This is a genomic window from Modicisalibacter xianhensis, from assembly GCF_900113605.1.
Lineage (GTDB): Bacteria > Pseudomonadota > Gammaproteobacteria > Pseudomonadales > Halomonadaceae > Modicisalibacter > Modicisalibacter xianhensis.
This window is the reverse complement of record NZ_FOPY01000013.1, coordinates 75,478-97,116: the sequence shown is the minus strand read 5'-3', so window position 1 is coordinate 97,116 and position 21,639 is coordinate 75,478. Positions and strand designations below refer to the sequence as shown.

The following is a 21,639-nucleotide window of genomic DNA, read 5'->3' as shown; positions in this document are numbered from 1 at the left end:
TATGAAACGGCTCGCCATGCTCATTGACACACAAGTCAACTGCGCTGGCTCGCCGTTTCATGCCTAGCCTCGGCATCGCTCATGACGCGCCTTGGCGTGGACATTAACTGCTGCAAGTTACGACGACGATTTTCTATTCATAGGCAGAGCAATGGCGAACCAGGATTCTCCCCAGCACGATGAAAACCACCTGATCGCGGAGCGCCGGACCAAGCTGGCTGCCCGCCGCGAGCAGGCCGCTGAGCGTGGCGGTAGCGCATTTCCCAACGACTTTCGCCGGGATAGCCTGGCCGCGGAGCTTCAGGCCGAGTTGGGCGAGTTCGACAAGACCGAGCTGGAGAGTCGCGCTCGTCTGGCGGCCGTGGCAGGGCGCATCATGCGCAAGCGCGGACCGTTCATCGTCATCCAGGACGTCTCTGGTCAGATCCAGCTCTATGTCGACAAGAAGGGGCTTCCCGAAGCGGTCCTCGAGGACGTCAAGGGCTGGGATATCGGTGATATCGTCGGCGCGCGCGGACCGGTCCACAAGTCCGGCAAGGGCGATCTGTACGTGATGATGACCGAGGCCAAGCTGCTGACCAAGAGTCTGCGCCCATTGCCCGACAAGTTCCACGGCCTGACCGACACCGAGGCGCGCTATCGCCAGCGCTACGTCGACCTGATCATGAACCCCGAGTCGCGTCGCGCCTTCGAGGTGCGTGCCGGGGTGATCGCCTCGATCCGCCGCTTCTTCGAGGCGCGCGGCTTCATGGAAGTCGAGACGCCGATGCTGCAGCCGATCCCCGGTGGCGCCACGGCGCGGCCGTTCATCACCCACCATAATGCGCTGGACATCGACATGTACCTGCGCATCGCGCCCGAGCTGTACCTCAAGCGCCTGGTGGTGGGCGGGTTCGAGCGGGTCTTCGAGATCAACCGCAATTTCCGCAACGAAGGGCTGTCGACCCGGCACAACCCCGAGTTCACCATGCTCGAGTTCTACTGGGCCTACGCGGACTACAGGGATCTGCTCGACCTGACCGAGGAAATGATCCGCAATGCCGCCCAGGAAGTGCTGGGGACGACCGTGCTCGACTATCAGGGCACCGAGTACGACCTGGGCAAGCCGTTCCGTCGCCTGACGCTGCGTCAGGCCATTCTCGAGCATGGCGAGGGCATCGCGGAGGCCGACATCGACACCCTCGAGGCGGCGCGTGATACGGCCGTGAAGCTGGGTCTGAAGGTCAAGGATGGCTGGGGGCTCGGCAAGCTGCAGACCGAGATATTCGAAGAGGTCGCCGAGCACCGGCTCGATCAGCCGACCTTCATCATCGAGTACCCGGCCGAGGTCAGTCCGCTGGCGCGACGCAACGATGCCAACCCGTTCGTCACCGATCGCTTCGAGTTCTTCGTCGGTGGGCGCGAGATCGCCAATGGCTTCTCCGAGCTCAACGATGCCGAGGATCAGGCCGAGCGCTTCGCCGCCCAGGTGGCCGAGAAGGAGGCCGGCGATCTCGAAGCGATGTACTACGATGCCGACTACGTGCGGGCGCTGGAATACGGGCTGCCGCCGACCGCGGGGGAAGGCATCGGTATCGACCGCCTGGTGATGCTGTTCACGGATAGCCCATCGATTCGCGATGTGCTGCTATTTCCGGCCATGCGGCCGGAATGATTGGTAAGTCGCGCGGCAAGCGACCATAATGGTCAGCGTTTCGATGTCGTGGCCGCATGTCGAGGAGACTCCCGATGAAACTGCTCAATCGCTCTGCGCTGAGCGTCAAGCCAACCCAGGCGTTCGTCGACTGGATCAACTCGCTGGAGCCGACGGTCGGCAACGATGACCTGACCCTCGACGATATCGATCGCGAGAATACCGTTTATCTCATTCCCGAGATGGATACCGAGGAAGCGCTCGACGCCTGGGTGCGCGAGCGCTACATGGATATCCTCGAGAATGAGCTGCGCGCCTGGGAAGAGGACGAGCGGCAGTGGCCTGAGTCCACCGACTGGTCGTTGTTTCAGCGCTTCCTGACGGTCGAGCATAGCTATCTGGCCATTGACCTCGATGACGAGGCGCCGCTGGAAATCGCCGATTTCGATGATGCGATCCTGCTGGAAACCGACGAAGACTGAACCCGGCCTCTACGCTTACTGCACAGCATTGCCATGACCCGTGGCGAGTAGACACGGGTCATGGCGGGTAAGCCAATACTTCCAATATACCCGGCCTTGCCGGGTTTTCTTATGCTATTGAGCCGACTTTTCGAGACGCGCCCCGACGACGATGGCTTGCCGGGGTCACAGCGCAAGCTTGCCCTGTTGGTGCTGGTCATGGGCACGCTCATGGCCGTACTCGATGGCGGCATCGTCAATATCGCTTTGCCGACGATGGCCCGCGAGCTGCAGGTTGCCGAGTCGCACATCGTCTGGGTGACCAATGCCTACCAGCTGGTGACGGCATCGTCGCTGCTGACCTTTGCCGCCCTGAGCCGGCGGGTGGGTCGCCATCGCCTGTACATGGGCGGCTTGGCCGTGTTTTCGCTGGCCTCGCTGTGCTGCGCGTTGTCGGAGTCACTGACCACGTTGCTGCTGTCGCGTATCCTGCAGGGTGTCGGGGCGGCGGCGATGCTCAGCATCGGCCCTTCCATGTACCGGGTCATCTTCCCATCGCGCCTGCTGGGGTCGGCCATCGGTCTCGGCGCGCTGGTCGTGGCGTTCGGCATCGCCTCGGGGCCGTCACTTGGCGGCCTGTTGCTGGCCGTGGCCAGTTGGCCATGGCTGTTTGCCATCAATGTTCCGGTCGGCCTGGTTGCCTTGTGGCTGGCTGCCCGGGCGCTGCCCCGTGAAGCGGCTCAGCCGGGCCGGCTCGACTGGCCGGGGGCCGTGCTGTCGGCCACCATGCTGGGCAGTTTCGTGTACGGCATCGACCGGCTGGGCCATGGCGCGGCGATGGGGGAGGTCATCGCCCTGTTGCTCGCTAGCGTCGCGCTGGCCGGCCTGTTCGTGTGGCGGCTGCGCCGGGCGAAGCGCCCCCTGGTGCCGCCGGCGCTGTTCGCCGAGCCGCGCTTTTCCTATGCGGCAGTGATCTCGATGCTGGCGTTCACTGCCAATGGGGCCGCCTTCGTCGGTCTGCCGTTCTTCTATCAGAACCTGATGGGGTTGCCTCCATGGCAGGCTGCCCTGATGTTTACCCCATGGCCGCTGGCGCTGATGGTTGCCGGACCCATGGCCGGACGGCTGGCGGATCGGGTCAACCCCACCAAGCTATCGTCGCTGGGGTTGGTCATCTTTTTGTTGGGCATGCTGTCGCTGGCCCTGATGTCGAACACGGCAGCGCCGCTGGACGTGGTCTGGCGCACGCTGCTGTGCGGACTGGGGTACGGACTGTTCCAGGCGCCCAACAATCGCGAGATGATCGGCAGTGTACCGCTGGAACTCAGCGCCAACGCCTCGGGTGTGCTGGCTTCGGTACGCACCTTTGGGCAATCGCTGGGCACGGCGCTGCTCGGTATTGTATTGGCATTGTCGTTCGGGTCGCTGCAATTGGCCCTTTGGCTGGGCTGTGCCTTCGTGGTGGTTGCCCTGTCGTTGAGCCTATGGCGCATCCCGTTGGCCGCTCGCCGCTGAGCGTATCGCCTGCCCCGAACGACACGTTACAATGATTGCTACGCCACAGGAGGCCAAACAGGCATGAGCATCCAGGCACAGATCGAAACCAAGTTGCAGGCGCTCGAGCCCGCTTACTTGGCTGTGGAAAACGAAAGTCACATGCACCATGCGCCGCCCAATTCGGAAACGCATTTCAAGGTGACCCTGGTGTCGTCCCGCTTCCAGGGGCTGATGCCGGTGAAGCGCCACCAGCAGGTCTATGCCATTCTGGCCGACGAGAAAGCCGGTCCGGTCCATGCTCTGGCATTGCACCTGTACACACCCGAGGAATGGGAGGCGCGCGGCGGAGCGCGTCCGGATTCACCCAATTGCCGGGGCGGTGGCAGCCACTGAATGGTCACCGAACCGCAGCGCTCGCAATACCTTGAGGCCATGGGGCTGACCGCTTGGGTCAGTCGTTATCGCCTGCCGAATGCGGCCGAAACGCTGGCCTGCGAGTGGCTTGAGCCCGAGGCGCCCGTCGAGCAGGCACCTTCACAGCGGTTGCATGCGCTGCTCGATACGCCAGTCGAGGCACCGCCGCACTCGCCGGCAGAAACCACGCCTGTATCGCCGCAGCGTCAGCGCAAGCGGGCCCGTGGATTGCTCGAGTCCGAAGGCGTCATGGAGGCCGACGAAGACGCACCGACTGCGTCACCTGCGCGGGAGACAGCGCCAGCCGAGGCTGGCGAGCGCCGCACTCAGGCGTCGTTGCGCTTCGCGCTGCAGGTGGCTGCGCTGGATGGCCGCTGGCTGGTCATGGTGCCTCGCCGCCAGCCGCTCGACGGCACGAGCCGACGACTGCTCGATAACCTGCTGCAGGCCGCGGGTATCCTGCCCAGGAACGCGCCGGTCTTTCAGGAATTCTACTGGCCGCTGGTCGAAGGAGCACCCGTCGAGTCACCCCTTGACGAAGCGTGCGATGGGCTGCGCGCCTTCGTGGACGGTCAGCGCCGCCGAGGCTGGCGGCCCGAGCGCGTCCTGGTCTTTGGCGAGGATGATACGCTCGCTCCCGTGCTGGCACTGACGGATGGGCGTTGTGGCCTGCTGGACATTGATGGCTGGCAGGGCCCGTCCCTTGAGGCGCTGGCGAAATCGCCCGATGCCAAGCGTGAGTTGTGGCGAGCCATGGTTGACTGGCGCGAGGCCTGGCATGGCGCGGCGGACGGTGAGCCTGACGATGCGTCCTGAGCGGTTGGAGCTTGATGATCTGCCGGGCCTGGTGGCGCTGGAGGGCGAAGGGCAGCCTCATCCGTGGTCAAAAGCCCAGCTACACAACGCGCTTGTGGACGAGCGGGCGCATGTCCTGGGCATGAAGGCGCATGCTGTCCTGCAAGGCTTTGCCGTTTTCTACCGCCTGCCATTCGAGGCCGAGTTGCAGGCGATTACGGTCGCACCTCAGGCACGTCGTCAGGGCATTGCCTCGGTATTGCTGGCGCATGGAATTACCCAGGCGAGGGCGTGGAACAGTGAGCGGCTGCTACTCGAGGTACGTGCCTCGAACCAGGCGGCCATCGCCGTGTACCGGCGAGCGGGGTTCCAGCAAGATGGGGTTCGGCGAGGCTATTATCGTAACGGCGCAGGCCGGGAAGATGCGTGGCTGATGTCGCTGCCGCTGGTTGCCGGCAAGGCGTGAGCCCTACCGGCGCAGAACAGCAGGAGCGCGTCTGAGGGTCAGGAGACGCTGGTTTCGCTGCCTTCCAGTTCCCGGAATTTCTCCAGCAGGCCGTTCAGGCGCCGTTCCCATTCCTGGTGCTCTTGCTTGAGGCGAGTGTTCTCCTCGCGAAGCTCGTCAGCTTCCATTTTCAGCATTTCCAGCGACTCGACCGCATTGGCGACTTTCTGCTCGAGCTGGTTGAAGAGTTCGATGCTCATTCCTTTCTCCTGATGTCTTGCGTTATCTGACGCGACTGGCCAGCCGCCAGCGTACGCTGCGTCCTGTCGCTCAGCAAGCGTCTCCGGAGGCTGACGGACATCGCCGGTAGAGCCTGCCATGGCTGTCGCCTGCCTTGACCTCACGATGGAGCATCCAGCATCCCGGCACCTGAGGCGGAAGCTCGGCTTCGGTTTCCACGTAGATCAGCGCATCGTCGGCCAGCCAGCCGCGACGTTCGAGCAGGTCGCAGGCCGGGCTCGCAAGCTCGCGTCGAAACGGAGGATCCAGAAACACGACGTCAAATGGTGTGGCGGGCTCGCCCAAAAAATCCAGGGCATCACGCACCACGACCTGGCCGGTTGCGCCCAAGGTGGCAAGGTTGGCCTCGATCAGGCGTGCCACCCCAGCGTTGCTTTCGACGAAGCGTGCCCTCTCTGCACCACGCGACAGGGCTTCCAGGCCGAGCGCGCCGGTGCCGGCGAAAAGGTCGAGTACGTGTCGTCCGGCCAGGTCGAAGGCCAGCCAGTTGAACAGGGTCTCGCGGACGCGGTCGGGTGTCGGGCGCAAACCGGGGCTGTCGGCCACCGGCAGCAGCCGGCGACGAAAGCGGCCGCCGATGATGCGCAGCTTGCCGCGCGATGGTTCCTTCGAGGAGGGCGCAGTGCGGCGCGTGCGGGAAGAGCGTTGTCGTGTCATGGTCGCCGGATTGTACGTGTGCCTTATCCACAGTGGTAGTGCACAGTGATAGGATGGATCGATTCACAGTCTCTACAGCATAGAACTCGCCCATGTTCGGTTTTTTCAAGCGCAAGAAGAAGCAGGAATCTGATCAGCAGGAAGCGCTCGAGCGGCAGCAGGCCGCCGAGGCGGAAGAGCGCGCTGCCGAAGTAGAATCCGCCGCGGAAGAGGCGGTACATGAACACGACCCCGAGGTGGCCCAGGCCACGGACTATCGTCCCGACGAGCTCGAACAGGAGGCGTCTCGCGAGGCTCTCGACGGTGAGCTGGCCACGGGCGAAGCCCATACGGCCCTCGATGAGGTGCCGGTGGATACCCCCCGCGAGTCGCTGGCCGAGGAGGTGAAGCGTCCCGAGGCCGAGGTGCCGGGTCACGAAGTACCGACGGAAAATGATGCCGCGGTGGTGGAACCCGAACCGCTGGCGCCCGAGCCCGAGATTCCGGCGGCGCCCCGCGACGATACCCGGCAGGATGACGAGGCCAAGGCAGACACGCTGGCGCGTGCCGCCGAGGAAGCCCAAGAAGAAGTGCGTCGCCAGGAAGCGGCGGACGATCTCGAGGGGGACACGACCGTCGAGGTGCCCCACGAGACGTCAGCGGCCACGGCCGGGCGCGACAAGCCCAAGAGCGAGAAACGTGGCTGGTTTTCTCGCATCAAGGCTGGCCTGGGCAAGACCCGTGCCAACCTGACGGACGGCCTGGCCAACCTGTTTCTGGGCAAGAAGCAGATCGACGACGAGCTCATGGAGGACCTCGAGACCCAGTTGTTGATGGCCGATGTGGGTATCGAGGCGACGACCGAGATCATCGACAATCTCTCGGCCCGGGTCTCGCGCAAGGAACTCAACGACCCGCAGGCGCTCTACCGGGCGCTGCAGGAAGAACTGACCGAACTGCTCGCCCCGGTGGCCACGCCGCTGGCGCTGCCCCCCAAGGGTGAGGGGCCGTTCGTGATCCTCATGGTCGGTGTCAACGGGGTCGGCAAGACCACCACCATCGGCAAGCTGACCAAGCGCTTCCAGGCCGAAGGGCGCAGCGTCATGCTCGCCGCCGGCGATACTTTCCGTGCCGCCGCAGTGGAGCAGCTCAAGGTGTGGGGCGAGCGTAACCAGGTGCCGGTCGTCGCCCAGCATACCGGCGCCGATAGCGCATCGGTCATCTACGATGCCCTTGAGGCTGCCAGGGCGCGCAAGGTCGATGTATTGATCGCCGATACCGCGGGGCGGCTGCACAACAAGGGGCACCTGATGGAAGAGCTCAAGAAGGTGCGCCGAGTGATGGCCAAGCTCGACGAGGCGGCGCCCCACGAAGTGATGCTGGTACTCGATGCCGGCACCGGTCAGAACGCCCTGGCCCAGGCAAGCACCTTCAACGAGGCTGTGCCGGTCACCGGCATCACCCTGACCAAGCTCGACGGTACCGCCAAGGGCGGTATCATCTTCGCCCTGGCCAAGCAGTTGGGTACGCCGATCCGCTTCATCGGGGTCGGTGAAACCCTGGACGACTTGCGTCCCTTCGCGGCGGATGACTTCGTTGGTGCACTGTTCTCGCAGGATGACGAGAACGCGGCATGATCGCTTTTGAGCACGTAGGCAAGCGTTACGGTGGGCGTTTCGAGGCGCTCGCCGACATCAACTTCAGCGTGCAGCGCGGCGAAATGGTCTTTCTTACCGGTCACTCGGGGGCCGGCAAGAGTTCGTTGCTGCGTCTGATCATGCGTCTCGAGCGTCCCTCGCGTGGACGCATCCTGGTGGCCGGCTACGATATCGATCGGCTGCATGCCAGCCAGATCCCGTTCTACCGCCGCCAGATCGGTGTGGTCTTCCAGGATCACCAGCTTCTCTTCGATCGCGACGTGTTTGCCAACGTGGCATTGCCGCTGGAAATCCAGGGCCTCGAGCCTCATGAGGCGGCCCGGCGTGTGCGAGCGGCTCTCGACAAGGTCGGCCTGTTGCATCGCGAGAAAGCCCTGCCCATCGAGCTCTCCGGTGGTGAGCAGCAGCGTATCGGTATCGCGCGGGCAGTGGTCAACAAGCCGGCGCTGCTGCTCGCCGACGAGCCCACCGGGAACCTGGACCCACAGCTGTCGGCCGATATCATGCGCCTGTTCGAGGACTTCAATCGTATCGGCACCACGGTCATGATCGCCAGCCATGACCTGGCATTGATCGCCCGCCTGCGCCACCGGGTGCTGCGGCTGCGCGAGGGAAGACTGATCGCCGACGAGCACGCCGCTTGGGAGGCCGTATGACCTCCGGTACCTCCCGGCAAACCCAGAAACCAGCGTCCCGCGACACTGCGTCTCGGCGGGGGGCCAGAAGCCAGCGCACTGGACTGAATAGCCGTGTTCGTGCCTGGAGTCGCCACCACCGGGCCATGGCCCGTGACAGCGCGTACCGGCTGGTACGTCGGCCGGTAGCCAGCCTGCTGACCATGGTGGCCATCGCGATTGCCTTGATTCTGCCTTGTGCCCTGTGGCTGGTCATGGACAGCGCCAAGGTGCTGGATACCGAACTCGACGAGAGCGCCACGCTGACGGTCTATCTATCGGCGTCGATCGATGAAGCGCAGGCCATGGAGGTGGCCGATACGCTGCGCAATCGTCCGGGTGTAGCCGGGGCCCGCCTGGTTACGGCGGCCGAGGGCATGGCCGAGTTCCAGCAGGCCCTGGGGCTCGACGATGCCCTGAGCGAGCTGGACGAGAATCCGTTGCCGGCCAGCATCATCGTCTCGCCGATCGACGTGACGCCGCAAGCCGTGCGCGACCTGAGCGAGCGACTGGAGGATGTCGGTGGCGTCGACGAGGTGCGCCTGGACCTGGCCTGGCTCGAGCGCCTGAATCGCCTGGCTGAGCTGGGTCAACGACTGACGCTGGCGCTGGCATTACTGTTTGGCCTCGGGGTATTGCTGATCGTTGGCAATACCATTCGGTTGGCGGTGGAGAGCCGCCGCCAGGAGATCGAGGTAGTGACACTGATCGGTGCCACACATGCCTTCGTGCGTCGTCCCTTCCTGTACAGTGGGGCCTGGTACGGCCTGGGGGGCGGGTTGCTCGCCTGGGCCATGCTGGCTCTGGGTGGGCAGTGGCTGGCGGCGCCGGTCCAGGCACTGGCGCAGAGCTACGGCGCATCGTTCGTCATGCCGACGTTAGGGGTTGAAGGTTCGGCAACCCTTTTGATTTCTAGTACACTACTAGGCTGGTTGGGCAGCTGGATGGCGGTAAGCCGTCATCTCAAGGACATCCGGCCACGCTAGCCTGGAACGGCAGCAGGGTGGTTTGTCGGGCTTGCGGCCCGCGGAACTTTACGCTGTAGTTGCAGTCCTATGAGGCGCAACGTTATGTTAGGCGTCTAATTATTGCCGGGCGAGCCGCCAATAGGGCTCCCCGCTTCTTGGGCAACATGGAGACATTCTGCATGAGCACCAGTCTTCAGCCTATTGGCCAGCTTTCGCCGGGCCATGATCTGAATGGCTACATCCAGGCAGTCAACAGCATCGCCGTGCTGACTGTCGAGGAAGAGCGCGAGCTGGCCTTCCGCCTGCATGAGCACAGTGATCTTGAGGCGGCCCGCCGCCTGGTCATGTCTCATCTGCGCTTCGTCGTGCATATTGCACGCAGCTATTCCGGCTATGGGCTGCCGCAGGCCGACCTGATCCAGGAAGGCAATGTGGGCCTGATGAAGGCCGTCAAGCGCTTCGACCCGAACCAGGGGGTTCGTCTGGTCTCTTTCGCCGTGCACTGGATTAAGGCCGAGATCCACGAGTTCGTGCTGCGCAACTGGCGTATCGTCAAGATCGCCACGACCAAGGCCCAGCGCAAGCTGTTCTTCAATCTGCGTAGCGCCAAGAAGCGCCTGGCCTGGCTGAACAATGACGAAGTCGATGCCATTGCCAAGGATCTGGACGTCAAGCCCGAGGTGGTGCGCGAGATGGAAGGACGCCTGTCGGCGTTCGATGCTGGCTTCGACGCTTCGCCTGCCGATGACGAAGAGCAGCCCTATCAGGCGCCGGTGCATTATCTCGAGGACAGCCGCTACGATCCGGCGGTCCAGCTCGAGGACAGCGACTGGGAGGAAGATTCCACCCGGCGCCTGCAGGATGCCCTGGCTGGGCTGGACGAGCGCTCGCGGCATATCCTGCAGAGCCGCTGGTTGGCCGAGAACAAGGCGACCCTGCATGAATTGGCTGATGTCTACGGGGTATCTGCCGAGCGTATTCGGCAGCTCGAGAAGAACGCCATGAAGAAGATTCGCCAGCAACTGGGTGAGGCGATGGTCGCCTGACGGCACGGCGAGTGACTCCAGTCCCAGGATGCGAAGCGCCCGGCAAGCGATTGCCGGGCGCTTTTGTCATGGCGACACGAAGTGGATCAAGCGCGAGCGATTGTGGGTACGGGGGCAAGCAACTGTGCCGAGAGCAGCGACCATTGTTCATTCCAGTAGTCCGTGGGCAGTCGCTTGAAGTCGCTACGTACGTACTGGCCGATACGCCCTTCGGCATAGGCCAGCAACAGATTGGCCGCCGATGAGACCGGCAGGGTGGTGCGCAGACCGTCGCGCAGTTCGGCCTCGCGCAGTATCTGCTTGAGCTGGGTTTCCAGGCGCTCGAAAAGCTGTCCCATGCGTACGCGCAGGCGGGCGGTCTCGCCGGTCAGCGCATCGCCGTTGAGCAGCCGGCACAGGCCGGGGTTCTTTTCGGCGAAGCCCAGCAGCAGCATCAGGATATGCTGGCAACGTGACGGGGCATCGGGCGTCTCGTCGAGGATGCGTCGGATGCGTTCGAACAGGCTTTCCTCGATGAACTCGATCAACCCTTCGAACATGCGCGCCTTGCTCGGGAAATGGCGATAGAGTGCGGCTTCCGAAACGCCGACCTGACGAGCCAGCGAAGCGGTGGTGATGCGTTTTCCGCTATCTTCTTCGAGCATCAGCGCAAGCGCCTGGAGAATCTGCTCCCGGCGACTCTGCTTGGTAGTAGCCTGCGTCATGGCGTTCTTCTAGTAATATTTTATGGTCCCGCTAATCGTACTTGGGGGGACGAGCCAGGGCAAACGGCAACATTCAATGGCGAGACAACGCACTGCACCCGACGTGCAGTGCGCTGGTGAGCGTTGTTCAGGCGGCAGGATGGGCCGTATCGGTGATCAGTGTACCGACACCGGCGTTGGTGAAGATTTCCAGCAGGGTGGCGTGCGGTACCCGGCCGTCAACGATATGCGAACTGGCCACGCCGCCCTTGACGGCCTCCAGCGCGCAGCGAATCTTGGGTAGCATGCCGCCGTGGATCGTGCCGTCGGCGATCAATTCGTCGACCTGCTGGGTCGACAGGCCTGTCAGGACCTCGCCTTGAGCATTCATCAGGCCAGCAACGTTGGTCAGCAGCATGAGCTTTTCGGCGCGCAATGCCTCGGCGACCTTGCCGGCGACCAGGTCGGCGTTGATGTTGTAGCTGTTGCCCTGGGCATCGACACCGATCGGCGCGATCACCGGGATGAAGTCACGCGCGGTGAGCATCTCGATCAGGTCGGTGGAGACGTGTTCGACTTCGCCGACGTGCCCGATATCGATGATCTCGGGCACGGTCATCTCGGGGCTCTTGTGCTCGACCTTGAGCTGGCGGGCGCGAATCTGGCTGCCATCCTTGCCGGTCAGGCCGATCGCCTTGCCGCCGCACTGGTTGATCTGGTTGACGATGCCCTTGTTGACCAGCCCGCCGAGCACCATCTCGACCACGTCCATGGTCTCGGCATCGGTGACGCGCATGCCGTTGACGAAGCGCGACTCGATCTTGAGCTTGCCGAGCAGCTCGCCGATCTGCGGACCGCCACCGTGCACGACGACCGGATTGATGCCGACTTCCTTCATCAGCACCATGTCGCGGGCGAACGAGTCGACCAGAGCGTCTTCGGTCATGGCGTTGCCGCCGTACTTGACCACGACCGTCTTGCCGGAGAAACGCTGGATATAGGGCAGGGCTTCGGAAAGGACCTCCACCACCAGGCGGGGATCGCGGGGTTGTTCGCTCATCAGCGATCAGTCTCCTCAGTATCAAACGAGTCGTCGGCCCGCAGGCCGACGACATGGCGTTCAGGGTGTATCTGAAGGCCGGTAAGCGCAAGCGCTTCTGGAGAATGCCTAGAACGGCAGTTCGGCATCCGGCGCGACCTGCTTGAGTGCGTCGCGGAAGCTGGACTGGATGCGTTCGAGCGCCTCTTGGCTCTTGCCCTCGAAGCGTAGCACCAGCACCGGCGTGGTGTTGGAGGCGCGGCACAGGCCCCAGCCATCGGGGTAATCGACGCGGATACCGTCCAAGGTCGTCTTTACGCCATCGTTACCGAAGTCGCCTTCCTTGGCCAGTTTATCGACGATCGCGAACTTGTTGTCGTCGGTGACCTTGACGTTGAGCTCGGGGGTGCCGAGATCCTGCGGGAAATGATGGAAGAAGGTGTCGGCATCGTCGTCCTGCTTGGAGAGAATCTCGAGCAGGCGCGCCGCGCCGTAGATGCCGTCATCGAAGCCGTACCAGCGCTCCTGGAAGAAAATGTGTCCGCTCATCTCGCCGGCCAGTTGGGCGCCGGTCTCCTTCATGCGCGCCTTGATCAGCGAATGCCCGGTGCGCCACATTTCCGGCGTGCCGCCGGCCTTCTCGATGACCTGGGCCAGGTTGCTGGTGCACTTGACGTCGAATATCACCCGGGCGCCGGGATTGCGCATCAACATGTCTTCGGAAAAGGCCATCATCAGGCGGTCGGGATAGATCACTTCGCCCTTGGGCGTGACCACGCCCAGGCGGTCGCCGTCGCCATCGAAGGCCAGGCCGATGTCGGCACCGGTCTCCTTCACCTTGGCAATCACATCCTCGAGGTTCTCGAGTTTGCCGGGATCGGGGTGATGGTTGGGGAAGGTGCCGTCGATATCGTCGAACAGGCGGATTGTCTCGACGCCCAAACGCTCGATCAGCTTGGGGCCCAGTTCGCCTGTCACGCCGTTACCGCAGTCGACGACGGCCTTGACTGGGCGGCTCAGCGTGACGTCGCCGAGGATGCGCTCCAGGTAGGCGTCGCGAATGTCGTGCTCACGCACCGAGCCCTCGCCGCTTTCCAGATCGTCGTTCTTGATGCGCTCGTATAGGGCGGTAATGGCATCGCCGGACAGCGTCTCGCCACCCAGTACGATCTTGAAGCCGTTGTAGTCCGGTGGATTGTGGCTACCGGTCACCATCACGCCCGAAGCCGTGCCGTCGAGCACGTAGGTCGCGAAATAGAGGACCGGCGTCGGCACCATGCCGATATCGATGACGTCGCGTCCGGCGGCATTGAGGCCGCGGGTCAGGGCGTCCTTGAAGCGCTGGCCCGACAGGCGTCCGTCCCTGGCGACCACCACGGTGGATTCGCCGCGCTTGGCGGCTTCGCTGCCGATGCCCCGGCCGATCAGTTCGACGCTTTCGTCAGTCAGCGTATCGTCCACGATGCCGCGGATATCGTAGGCGCGGAAAATGGATGGGGTAATCTGGGTCATGCTCCCTCCTTGGTGTCGACGGATGTCGTTATGTCTCCCGGCATTGGGTTGGGCCGGGCACTTCCTGAAAAGACTGCCTCGCCGGAGCGGGCAAGCATGCTGTCAATGGCGGCCCGAATGGCCGAAGCCACCTGCGCCACGCAGGCTAGTGTCGAAATCCTCGACGATATCGAGTTCGGCCTGGACGACGGGCACGAGCATGTACTGCGCCAGGCGTTCGCCGGGTTCCAGCGTGAACGGGTGCTGGCCACGATTCCAGACGGAAATCATCAGCTCACCTTGGTAGTCAGAGTCGATCAGTCCAACCAGGTTGCCCAGTACGATGCCATGTTTATGGCCCAGGCCCGAACGCGGCAGTATCAGGCCGGCAAGACCAGGATCGGCGATATGTACGGCCAGCCCGGTGCGGACCAGCTCGCATTCGCCGGGGGCGAGCACCAGCGGCGCATCGAGCAGTGCACGCAGGTCCATGCCGGCGCTGCCTTGGGTTGCATAGTGCGGCAACGGGTATTGATGAACCCGTTCGTCGAGAATCTTGACGGAAAGCCGGGTGCCGCGGGTAGCAGCAGGTGTCGAAACGTCGTTCATGGCGTGTCCTGTTGGGGCGCCTTTCGCGCCTCGCGTTGCGTGGCGTGAAAGCGCGCCACGACAGTAGCAATGATCGCATCGGCCAGCGTGGCCTTGCTCTGGGGCGGCAGCTCGAGGCGGCCCGGTTCGTTGTCGGCGTCGCGCCACAGCAGCACGGCGGCGTTCTCGTCGGCGCCGAAGCCCAGGCCGGACTGGCTGACGTCGTTGGCGACGATCATGTCCAGGTTCTTGCGCTCCAGCTTGTCACGGGCGTAGGCCTCGACATCGCGAGTCTCGGCGGCGAAACCAACCACGAACGGGCGCGGCTCGGCAGAGGCCATGGTGGCCACGATATCGGGATTCTTGACCAGGCGGAGTACCAGCGTCTCGTCGCCCGGGGTCTTCTTGATCTTGTGCTCGTTATACTGCTCGGCCCGGTAGTCGGCGACCGCGGCGCAGCCGATGAAGATGTCACTGTCGGCAATGGCCTGGCGTGCCGCTTCGAGCATCTCGCTGGCCGACTCGACGTCGATGCGCTCGACACCGGCTGGCGTTGCCAGGCTGACCGGGCCGCTGATCAGGCGAACCCGGGCGCCATGCCGGGCAGCGGCGGTAGCCAGGGCATAGCCCATCTTGCCCGAACTGTGGTTGGTCAGGTAGCGCACCGGATCGAGCGGTTCGCGTGTCGGCCCGGCGGTCAACGTGATGGTCAGGCCCAGCGCATCGAGTGCCGTGGCGTGGTCCGGCATGGCGGTGGCCGGTATAGCGAGGGGTTCCGGCGCGAGAGGCAGCGGTTCTGTCGCAGTGGAGAGCATCGCCACGATGCTTTCCGGCTCCAGCATGCGGCCGGGGCCGACGTCGCCACATGCCTGGTCACCTGCATCGGGCCCCAGCAGGCGCCAGCCGTACTCCGCAAGACGCACGGCATTGTCCTGGGTGGCCGGGTGGCGCCACATGGCTTGGTTCATGGCCGGTGCCATCATGCAATCGGCCTCGGTAGCCAGGCACAGGGTCGTGAGCAGGTCATCGGCATGGCCATGGGCGAGGCGTGCCATCAGGTCCGCCGTCGCCGGTGCGATCAGCACCACCTCGGCCCAGCGGGCCAGTTCGATATGCCCCATGCCGGCTTCTGCTTCGGGGTCGAGCAGTGAGGTGCGTACCGCTTCGCCGGTCAGGGCCTGCAGTGTCAGCGGCGTAATGAATGCCTGGGCACCTTCGGTCATCACCACGCGGACCTCGGCGCCGGCCTTCTTCAACAGCCGCGCCAGGTGGGCACTTTTATAGGCGGCAATGCCGGCGCTGATGCCCAGCAGTATGCGCTTTCCGGCCAGATGAGGCATGACGAGCAATCCTAATGATCCCAGCAGTTTACCTTACCATTACACGCCCCTCTTTGCGTAGCGCGAAGGCCTTTCGGGCAACAGACACTGTGGTCGATGGCGTACACGAAAAGAGCAGGTTGCCGATTCAGGCTAGTCGTGAATGTCGCGTAATGTAAGCCCCGGTATTCATAAGGTAACGAGGCAGAGGATGGGGATTCGGGATTGGCCTGAAGGTGAGCGACCGCGTGAAAAGCTGTTGTCGCTGGGTGCAGCGGCGCTGTCGGATGCGGAACTGCTGGCCATCTTCCTGCGGGTGGGCGTGAAAGGCCGTTCGGCGGTGGATCTGGCGCGGGACTTGCTGAGCGGTTTCGGTGGCCTGCGTCAACTGCTGGAGGCGGATCGCCTGCGCTTCTGCGCCGAGCATGGGCTCGGCGAGGCCAAGTACGTGCAATTGCAGGCGGTGCTGGAGCTTTCCCGTCGCCATCTGGCCAGCCAGATCGAGCGCGGTGGAGCATTGACCTCGCCCGCCTTGGTGCGGGCCTTCCTGGCCTCGCACCTTCGCCATCTCGGCCACGAGGAGTTCGCCGCCCTGTTTCTGGATACCCAGCATCATGTGATCCGCTTCGAGTCGATGTTTCGCGGCACGCTGGACAGCGCATCTGTCTACCCGCGGGAAGTGGCCCGGCGCGCCTTGGAACTAGGTGCCGGTGCGGTGATCTTTGCCCATAATCATCCCTCGGGCGTGGCCGAGCCCAGCGGGGCGGACCGGCGTATCACCGAGCGGCTCAAGGAGGCACTGGGACTGTTCGATATTCGGGTGCTGGATCACTTCGTGGTGGGCGATGGCGACGTGGTATCATTTGCCGAGCGCGGCTGGCTGTGACAAGGTATCGGTCGTACTTGGCGTTCGACCGCCACCTTCAATTGCCGCAGAAAACGTTGCCGTGACAGCATGTCTCTGGTATAAAGTACGCCCTTTGACTTCCTTGGGTTAATTAAGGGGCGGAAGGCGGTCACCTGCCATTCTCTCTTCCCGGTTTGCCCGACAGGTTTTGAACAACTCGCCCAGCGGTTGGAGGCTTTCATGTCCAAAGTATGTCAGGTTACCGGCAAGCGTCCGGTGACTGGTAACAACGTATCCCACTCCCAGCGCAAGACGCGTCGTCGTTTCGTGCCCAACCTTCACACCCACCGTTTTTGGGTGGAATCCGAGAAGCGCTTCGTCAAGCTGCGTATCTCGTCCAAGGGCATGCGCATCATCGACAAGAAGGGCATCGAAGAGGTGCTCGTAGATATCCGTAAGCGCGGCGAGCAGATCTAAGGGGAGCCCATCATGCGTGACAAGATCAAGTTGGTGTCCAGCGCCGGTACCGGCCACTTCTACACCACGGCAAAGAACAAGCGTAATACGCCGGACAAGCTCGAGTTCAAAAAGTACGATCCGGTGGTTCGCAAGCATGTGATTTACCGGGAAGCCAAGATCAAGTGATCTGAGAGCCTCCACGGCAGATCGGGTTCGATGACCCGGCCCGCCGAGAAAGACCCGGCCCAGGCCGGGTCTTTTCGTATCTGTACCTGAGAGAGCCCACCATGCCCGAGCTACCCGAAGTCGAAACCACGCGCCGCGGTATTGCTCCGCATATCGTGGGACAGGAGATCACCGAGGTGGTAGTGCGCGAGCGGCGTCTGCGTACCCCGGTGCCCGACGATCTGGCTGATAGCCTGGTGGGCCGCCGGGTCGGTGAGCTGGGGCGTCGTGCCAAGTATTTGCTGATTCCGCTGCAATCTCCCGGCCAGGACGAACGGACGCTGCTATGGCACTTGGGCATGTCGGGTAGCCTGCGCATCGCCCGGGTCGGCGACCTGCCCAAGAAGCATGATCATGTCGATGTGGTTGTCGAGGATGGCAGCGTCCTGCGCTATCACGATCCGCGCCGCTTCGGCTTCGTCGATTGGTTGCAGGGCGACCTGCACAGCGACACTCGCCTGCGCCGACTCGGCCCCGAGCCGCTGTCGCCCGACTTTACTGCGGAGCGACTCTACTCGATGTCGCGGGGGCGGCGCCTGGCGGTCAAGCCGTTTCTGATGGATAACGCCGTGGTGGTCGGGGTGGGAAACATCTATGCCACCGAAGCCCTGTATCTGGCGGGCATCGATCCGCGCCGGTCGGCGGGGCGTATCTCGCATGAGCGTTACGTGCGCTTGGCCGAGGCGGTACGCGAGGTATTGACCGCCGCCATCACCCAAGGTGGCACCACGCTACGCGACTTCGTCAGCGGCACCGGCGAGCCGGGCTATTTTGCCCAGCGCCTCAATGTCTATGGTCGGGCTGGCCAGGCCTGCCGGCGCTGTGGGGACGAGTTGCGCCTGATTACGCTGGGGCAGAGGGCGAGTGTTTACTGCGCTCATTGCCAAACCTGACAACAGCTCGCCCGAAAAGTGGCTGCGCTTGGCCATGCGGTGTTAAAAGCCGGCTCACAATGCTCATTTACTTCAGTAAACTGCGCTTGCTCGCCGGCTTTTAACACCGCATGGCCTTCGCTCGCCAACTTTTGTGGATGAGCTGGGCGCCGTATTGTCGCGGTGCTTTTTCTTCCTGTCATCCTGGCGCGTTAGAATACGCGCAGTCCTTTCATCCTGACGGAGAGTTCCGTGTCCGAACGCCTGCGCCTCAAGAAGAATGCCGATCGCCGCCTCAAGGCGGGGCACCTCTGGCTCTATTCCAACGAGATCGATATCGAGGCGACGCCGCTCAAGGGGGTCGAACCCGGCGCCCAGGCCATCATCGAGGCCGCCAGCGGCAAACCGCTGGGGGTGGCCTATGTCAATCCACACTCACTGATCTGTGCACGTGTGGTCTCGCGCGATGCCAACGTGCGTCTCGACCGTTCGCTGCTGGTGCATCGCTTCAAGCAGGCGTTGGCATTGCGCCAGCGCCTGTTCAACAAGCCGTTCTATCGATTGATTCATGGCGAGGGCGATCTGCTGCCAGGGCTGATCGTCGATCGCTTCGACGACGTGCTGGTCGTCCAGCTCAATACCTTGGGCATGGAGCACCTGGGCGATGAAATCGTTGCTGCGCTGGACAAGGTGCTGTCGCCGCGGGCCATCGTGTTCAAGAACGATTCGTCCGGCCGACGCCAGGAGCAACTCGAGCGGCAGGTCGAAGTGGTCTTCGGCGAACTGCCGGAACAGGTCCTGCTGGAAGAGAATGGCGTACGTTTCGTCGCGCCGGTAATCGACGGCCAGAAGACCGGCTGGTTTTACGACCATCGCGCCAACCGGGCCTGGCTCAACGGGCTGGTGGCCGGCAAGCGCGTGCTCGACGTATTCAGTTATGTTGGAGGCTGGGGCGTGCAGGCGGCGGCTCACGGGGCGACGGAGGTACTGTGCATCGATAGTTCCGCCGAGGCGTTGGAGCGCGTTGCCGAGAACGCCGCGCTCAACGGCCTTGCCGAGCAGGTAGCCATCGGTGAAGGCGATGCCTTCGAGGCACTGGCCGCGCTCAAGGCCGAGGGCGAGCAATTCGATGTGATCGTGCTCGATCCGCCAGCCTTCATCAAGAAGCGCAAGGACATTCCCAACGGCGAACGCGCCTATTCGCGACTCAACCGCGAGGCCATGCGCCTGCTGGGCCGTGATGGCCTGCTGCTGAGTGCTTCGTGCTCTATGCACCTGGCGACCGAGCGCCTGGTCGAGTGCGTGCGCGGGGCGGTGCGTCATCAGGACCGGCACGGGCAGGTCATCTATCAGGGCGGCCAGGGGTCGGATCATCCGGTGCATCCGGCGATTCCCGAGACGGCCTACCTCAAGGCGCTGGGCGTTCGCGTCTTCCGCGACTAGCGCGAAGCGTCGTGGCGGCTTCCGGCGAGGTGTGCCTGTTCGCGCACTCCAATGCGCTGCTGGTCAGTCATGTGCGCAACGTGCTCGAGGCTGGCGGTATCGCCTGCGAGCTACGCAACATGGCATTGGGTGGCGGTGCCGGTGAGTTGCCCTTGAGCGAATGCGAGCCGGAAGTCTGGGTGGCAGCGCACGATTACACGCTAGCGCTGGCCCTGCTGCAGGAAGCCTTGCACGGCCCGGAAGATAGGCCGTCGGCCTGGCGTTGCCGGCAGTGTGGCGAGACGCTCGATGGCGTGTTCGACACCTGCTGGCAATGTGGCACGCCCCGCGACATGGAATGACAAGGCAGCGATATTGCTAGCCTGCCACTTCGCAATGCAGTCCAAGGAGCCGCCATGAAGTGGGACCTGCCCGATCCCTTCGTCATCGACTTCACGGTCGCCGAATCGGCCATCGATGCCTACGGGCATGCCAACAATGCCGAGTACCTGCGCTGGGTGGAGCAGGTGAGCTGGGCGCACTCCCGTTTTCTGGGCCTGGACATCCAGGATTATCGCCGGAACGACCGGGCCATGGCGGTACATCGTCATGAGCTCGATTACCTGGCCCCGGCACATGCCGGTGATCGTCTGGCGATAGCGACCTGGATCGTCGCCTGCGATGGACGCATGACCCTGACGAGACGCTTCCAGCTCCTGCGGCCCGACGATGGCATGACGCTGTTGCGGGCGCGCACGCGCTTTGCCTGCATTGCACTCTCTTCGGGGCGACCACGGCGCCTGCCGGCAGCCTATGTCGACGTCTACGGTGGTGCGCTCGTCAATGAGAAGGCATGATGCCGAGCAATACCCTGTCAATGAAAGGTTGTGCGAAAAAAATGACTTTTCAAGCCAGTGACAGCGGGACGATATCTTGTTTTGAGAAGCCGTTTTAACGCGATTGACGCCTTGTGCTGTACTGAGTGGGTGAATTCGCCTTACTTCAGAGTGCGCAGGAGGGGTCATGAAGATCGCCGTTCCCAAGGAAATCAAGAATCATGAATATCGCATTGCCCTGACGCCTACCGGCGTGCGCGAACTGGTCGAGCGTGGTCATCGCGTGGTTGTGGAAGCCTCGGCAGGGGAGGGCTCGGGATACGCCGATACGGATTACCAGTCCGCTGGCGCCGATATCGAGCAGGATATCGATACGCTCTGGCGCGATGCCGAACTGATCGTCAAGGTCAAGGAGCCACAGCCCGACGAGGTTGCCCGGCTCAAGGAAGGCCAGACCCTCTTTACCTATTTGCACCTGGCTGCCGAGGAAACACTGACTCGCGGGCTGATGGCGTCCGGGGCCACCTGCATTGCCTACGAGACCATCACCGATCGTGACGGTGGGCTGCCATTACTGGCACCGATGAGCCGGGTCGCGGGACGGATGGCCGTACAGGCTGGGGCACATAGCCTGGAGAAGGCCCAGGGAGGCTCGGGCGTGTTGCTGCCCGGCGTGCCGGGGGTGGCACCGGCCAGTGTCACCGTGATCGGCGGTGGCGTGGTCGGTGAAAATGCCGCGCGCATGGCGTTGGGCTTGGGTGCGGAGGTGACGGTACTCGACAAGTCGCTGCCGCGCCTGGAGGTGCTCGACCACCGTTACCAGGGCCGGCTGCATACCGTGTACTCGACCGCCGACGCCTTGGACGAGGCGATCCGCCGCTCCGATCTGATCATTGGCGCGGTGCTGGTACCCGGGGCTGCCGCCCCCAAGCTGATTACCCGCGCACAGCTCGGTGAGATGCGCCCCGGCAGCGTACTCGTCGACGTGGCGATCGATCAGGGAGGCTGCTTCGAGACCAGCAAGGCAACGACCCATGCCGAGCCCACCTATGTCGTGGATGGCATCGTGCATTATTGCGTGGCCAACATGCCTGGCGCGGTGGCACGCACGTCCACCCAGGCACTGACCAATGCCACCCTGCCGTTCGTGATAGCGCTGGCCGACAGAGGCTGGAAGCAGGCGCTGGCCGACGATCCGCATTTCCTGGCCGGCCTCAATGTGCATGCCGGCCAAGTGACTCACCCGGCGGTGGCCGAAGCCTTCGGCCTGGAAAGTGCCGATCCTCGCCGTCTGATGGCATGACGTGTCCCCTTCCGCCGGCCATTGGCCG

The 21,639-nt window shown here is 63.5% G+C and carries 25 protein-coding genes; 18 read left to right on the top strand and 7 right to left on the bottom strand.

Features of this window, described 5'->3' with window-relative positions:
- Positions 1 to 151 precede the first annotated feature (151 nt).
- The 6 genes from lysS to rimI all read left to right on the top strand — a co-directional run bounded on the left by lysS (position 152) and on the right by rimI (position 5,266).
- Positions 152 to 1,654 (top strand): lysine--tRNA ligase, encoded by a 1,503-nt coding sequence (gene lysS, locus BM194_RS15475; protein WP_092848569.1) that lies wholly within the window; start codon positions 152 to 154, stop codon positions 1,652 to 1,654.
- Between the two features lie 74 nt (positions 1,655 to 1,728).
- Positions 1,729 to 2,115 (top strand): hypothetical protein, encoded by a 387-nt coding sequence (locus BM194_RS15470; protein ID WP_092848567.1) that lies wholly within the window; start codon positions 1,729 to 1,731, stop codon positions 2,113 to 2,115.
- A gap of 111 nt (positions 2,116 to 2,226) precedes the next feature.
- Positions 2,227 to 3,609 carry an MFS transporter gene (locus BM194_RS15465; protein ID WP_092848565.1) on the top strand — a complete coding sequence of 461 codons (1,383 nt, stop codon included), beginning with the start codon at positions 2,227 to 2,229 and terminating at the stop codon, positions 3,607 to 3,609.
- 63 nt (positions 3,610 to 3,672) lie between these two features.
- Complete coding sequence (locus BM194_RS15460) at positions 3,673 to 3,984, top strand: BolA family protein (RefSeq protein ID WP_092848563.1); 312 nt, start codon at positions 3,673 to 3,675, stop codon at positions 3,982 to 3,984.
- Positions 3,985 to 4,821, top strand: a complete 837-nt coding sequence (locus tag BM194_RS15455) for a hypothetical protein (RefSeq protein WP_092848559.1) — start codon at positions 3,985 to 3,987, stop codon at positions 4,819 to 4,821.
- The gene (rimI, locus tag BM194_RS15450; protein ID WP_092848556.1) at positions 4,784 to 5,266 is read left to right on the top strand and encodes a ribosomal protein S18-alanine N-acetyltransferase; all 483 of its coding nucleotides are present in this window, start codon (positions 4,784 to 4,786) and stop codon (positions 5,264 to 5,266) included. Before BM194_RS15455 ends, rimI begins: the two co-directional genes overlap by 38 nt.
- Positions 5,267 to 5,304: 38 nt before the next feature.
- Here rimI and zapB read toward each other — a convergent pair whose 3' ends face one another.
- Together zapB and rsmD are read right to left on the bottom strand one after the other, a co-directional pair.
- Entirely contained in the window at positions 5,305 to 5,505 is a 201-nt protein-coding gene (gene zapB, locus BM194_RS15445; RefSeq protein WP_092848552.1) for a cell division protein ZapB, read from the bottom strand.
- A 70-nt stretch (positions 5,506 to 5,575) separates the two neighbouring features.
- Positions 5,576 to 6,202, bottom strand: coding sequence for a 16S rRNA (guanine(966)-N(2))-methyltransferase RsmD (gene rsmD / locus BM194_RS15440; RefSeq protein WP_092848549.1), 627 nt, complete (start codon positions 6,200 to 6,202; stop codon positions 5,576 to 5,578).
- Between the two features lie 92 nt (positions 6,203 to 6,294).
- Between rsmD and ftsY the strand changes: the two genes are divergently transcribed.
- The 4 genes from ftsY to rpoH all read left to right on the top strand — a co-directional run bounded on the left by ftsY (position 6,295) and on the right by rpoH (position 10,527).
- The gene (ftsY, locus tag BM194_RS15435) at positions 6,295 to 7,818 is read left to right on the top strand and encodes a signal recognition particle-docking protein FtsY (protein WP_092848547.1); all 1,524 of its coding nucleotides are present in this window, start codon (positions 6,295 to 6,297) and stop codon (positions 7,816 to 7,818) included.
- The gene (gene ftsE / locus BM194_RS15430) at positions 7,815 to 8,495 is read left to right on the top strand and encodes a cell division ATP-binding protein FtsE (RefSeq protein WP_092848545.1); all 681 of its coding nucleotides are present in this window, start codon (positions 7,815 to 7,817) and stop codon (positions 8,493 to 8,495) included. The genes ftsY and ftsE overlap by 4 nt, the downstream gene beginning before the upstream one ends.
- Positions 8,492 to 9,499, top strand: coding sequence for a permease-like cell division protein FtsX (gene ftsX, locus BM194_RS15425; protein ID WP_092848543.1), 1,008 nt, complete (start codon positions 8,492 to 8,494; stop codon positions 9,497 to 9,499). Before ftsE ends, ftsX begins: the two co-directional genes overlap by 4 nt.
- 161 nt (positions 9,500 to 9,660) lie before the next feature.
- Entirely contained in the window at positions 9,661 to 10,527 is an 867-nt protein-coding gene (rpoH, locus tag BM194_RS15420) for an RNA polymerase sigma factor RpoH (RefSeq protein WP_092848540.1), read from the top strand.
- An 86-nt stretch (positions 10,528 to 10,613) separates the two neighbouring features.
- On the opposite strand, the gene slmA is transcribed toward rpoH, so the two are convergent.
- From slmA to coaBC, 5 genes are all read right to left on the bottom strand, one after another.
- A complete protein-coding gene (gene slmA / locus BM194_RS15415) occupies positions 10,614 to 11,231 on the bottom strand; it encodes a nucleoid occlusion factor SlmA (protein WP_092848538.1) in 618 nt (205 codons plus the stop codon).
- Positions 11,232 to 11,358: 127 nt separating this feature from the next.
- Positions 11,359 to 12,270, bottom strand: coding sequence for an acetylglutamate kinase (gene argB / locus BM194_RS15410; protein WP_092848536.1), 912 nt, complete (start codon positions 12,268 to 12,270; stop codon positions 11,359 to 11,361).
- Positions 12,271 to 12,378: 108 nt separating this feature from the next.
- Entirely contained in the window at positions 12,379 to 13,761 is a 1,383-nt protein-coding gene (locus BM194_RS15405; protein WP_092848535.1) for a phosphomannomutase/phosphoglucomutase, read from the bottom strand.
- Between the two features lie 102 nt (positions 13,762 to 13,863).
- A complete protein-coding gene (gene dut, locus BM194_RS15400; RefSeq protein WP_092848532.1) occupies positions 13,864 to 14,349 on the bottom strand; it encodes a dUTP diphosphatase in 486 nt (161 codons plus the stop codon).
- Positions 14,346 to 15,668: a bifunctional phosphopantothenoylcysteine decarboxylase/phosphopantothenate--cysteine ligase CoaBC gene (gene coaBC / locus BM194_RS15395; protein WP_092848529.1), complete on the bottom strand. Its 1,323-nt coding sequence runs from the start codon at positions 15,666 to 15,668 to the stop codon at positions 14,346 to 14,348. The genes dut and coaBC overlap by 4 nt, the downstream gene beginning before the upstream one ends.
- Before the next feature lie 190 nt (positions 15,669 to 15,858).
- Here coaBC and radC point away from each other — a divergent pair, with 190 nt between their 5' ends.
- The 8 genes from radC to ald all read left to right on the top strand — a co-directional run bounded on the left by radC (position 15,859) and on the right by ald (position 21,611).
- Positions 15,859 to 16,533, top strand: coding sequence for a RadC family protein (gene radC / locus BM194_RS15390; RefSeq protein ID WP_092848527.1), 675 nt, complete (start codon positions 15,859 to 15,861; stop codon positions 16,531 to 16,533).
- A 201-nt stretch (positions 16,534 to 16,734) separates the two neighbouring features.
- Positions 16,735 to 16,971, top strand: coding sequence for a 50S ribosomal protein L28 (gene rpmB, locus BM194_RS15385; protein ID WP_019019573.1), 237 nt, complete (start codon positions 16,735 to 16,737; stop codon positions 16,969 to 16,971).
- A 12-nt stretch (positions 16,972 to 16,983) separates the two neighbouring features.
- Complete coding sequence (gene rpmG / locus BM194_RS15380) at positions 16,984 to 17,139, top strand: 50S ribosomal protein L33 (protein WP_019019574.1); 156 nt, start codon at positions 16,984 to 16,986, stop codon at positions 17,137 to 17,139.
- Positions 17,140 to 17,240: 101 nt separating this feature from the next.
- Complete coding sequence (gene mutM, locus BM194_RS15375; RefSeq protein ID WP_092848525.1) at positions 17,241 to 18,071, top strand: bifunctional DNA-formamidopyrimidine glycosylase/DNA-(apurinic or apyrimidinic site) lyase; 831 nt, start codon at positions 17,241 to 17,243, stop codon at positions 18,069 to 18,071.
- Between the two features lie 231 nt (positions 18,072 to 18,302).
- Positions 18,303 to 19,493: a class I SAM-dependent rRNA methyltransferase gene (locus BM194_RS15370; RefSeq protein ID WP_092848522.1), complete on the top strand. Its 1,191-nt coding sequence runs from the start codon at positions 18,303 to 18,305 to the stop codon at positions 19,491 to 19,493.
- Between the two features lie 11 nt (positions 19,494 to 19,504).
- Positions 19,505 to 19,834, top strand: a complete 330-nt coding sequence (locus tag BM194_RS15365) for a putative signal transducing protein (RefSeq protein ID WP_092848520.1) — start codon at positions 19,505 to 19,507, stop codon at positions 19,832 to 19,834.
- Positions 19,835 to 19,888: 54 nt separating this feature from the next.
- Positions 19,889 to 20,329: an acyl-CoA thioesterase gene (locus BM194_RS15360; RefSeq protein ID WP_092848519.1), complete on the top strand. Its 441-nt coding sequence runs from the start codon at positions 19,889 to 19,891 to the stop codon at positions 20,327 to 20,329.
- 166 nt (positions 20,330 to 20,495) lie between these two features.
- Complete coding sequence (gene ald, locus BM194_RS15355) at positions 20,496 to 21,611, top strand: alanine dehydrogenase (RefSeq protein ID WP_092848516.1); 1,116 nt, start codon at positions 20,496 to 20,498, stop codon at positions 21,609 to 21,611.
- Positions 21,612 to 21,639 lie beyond the last annotated feature (28 nt).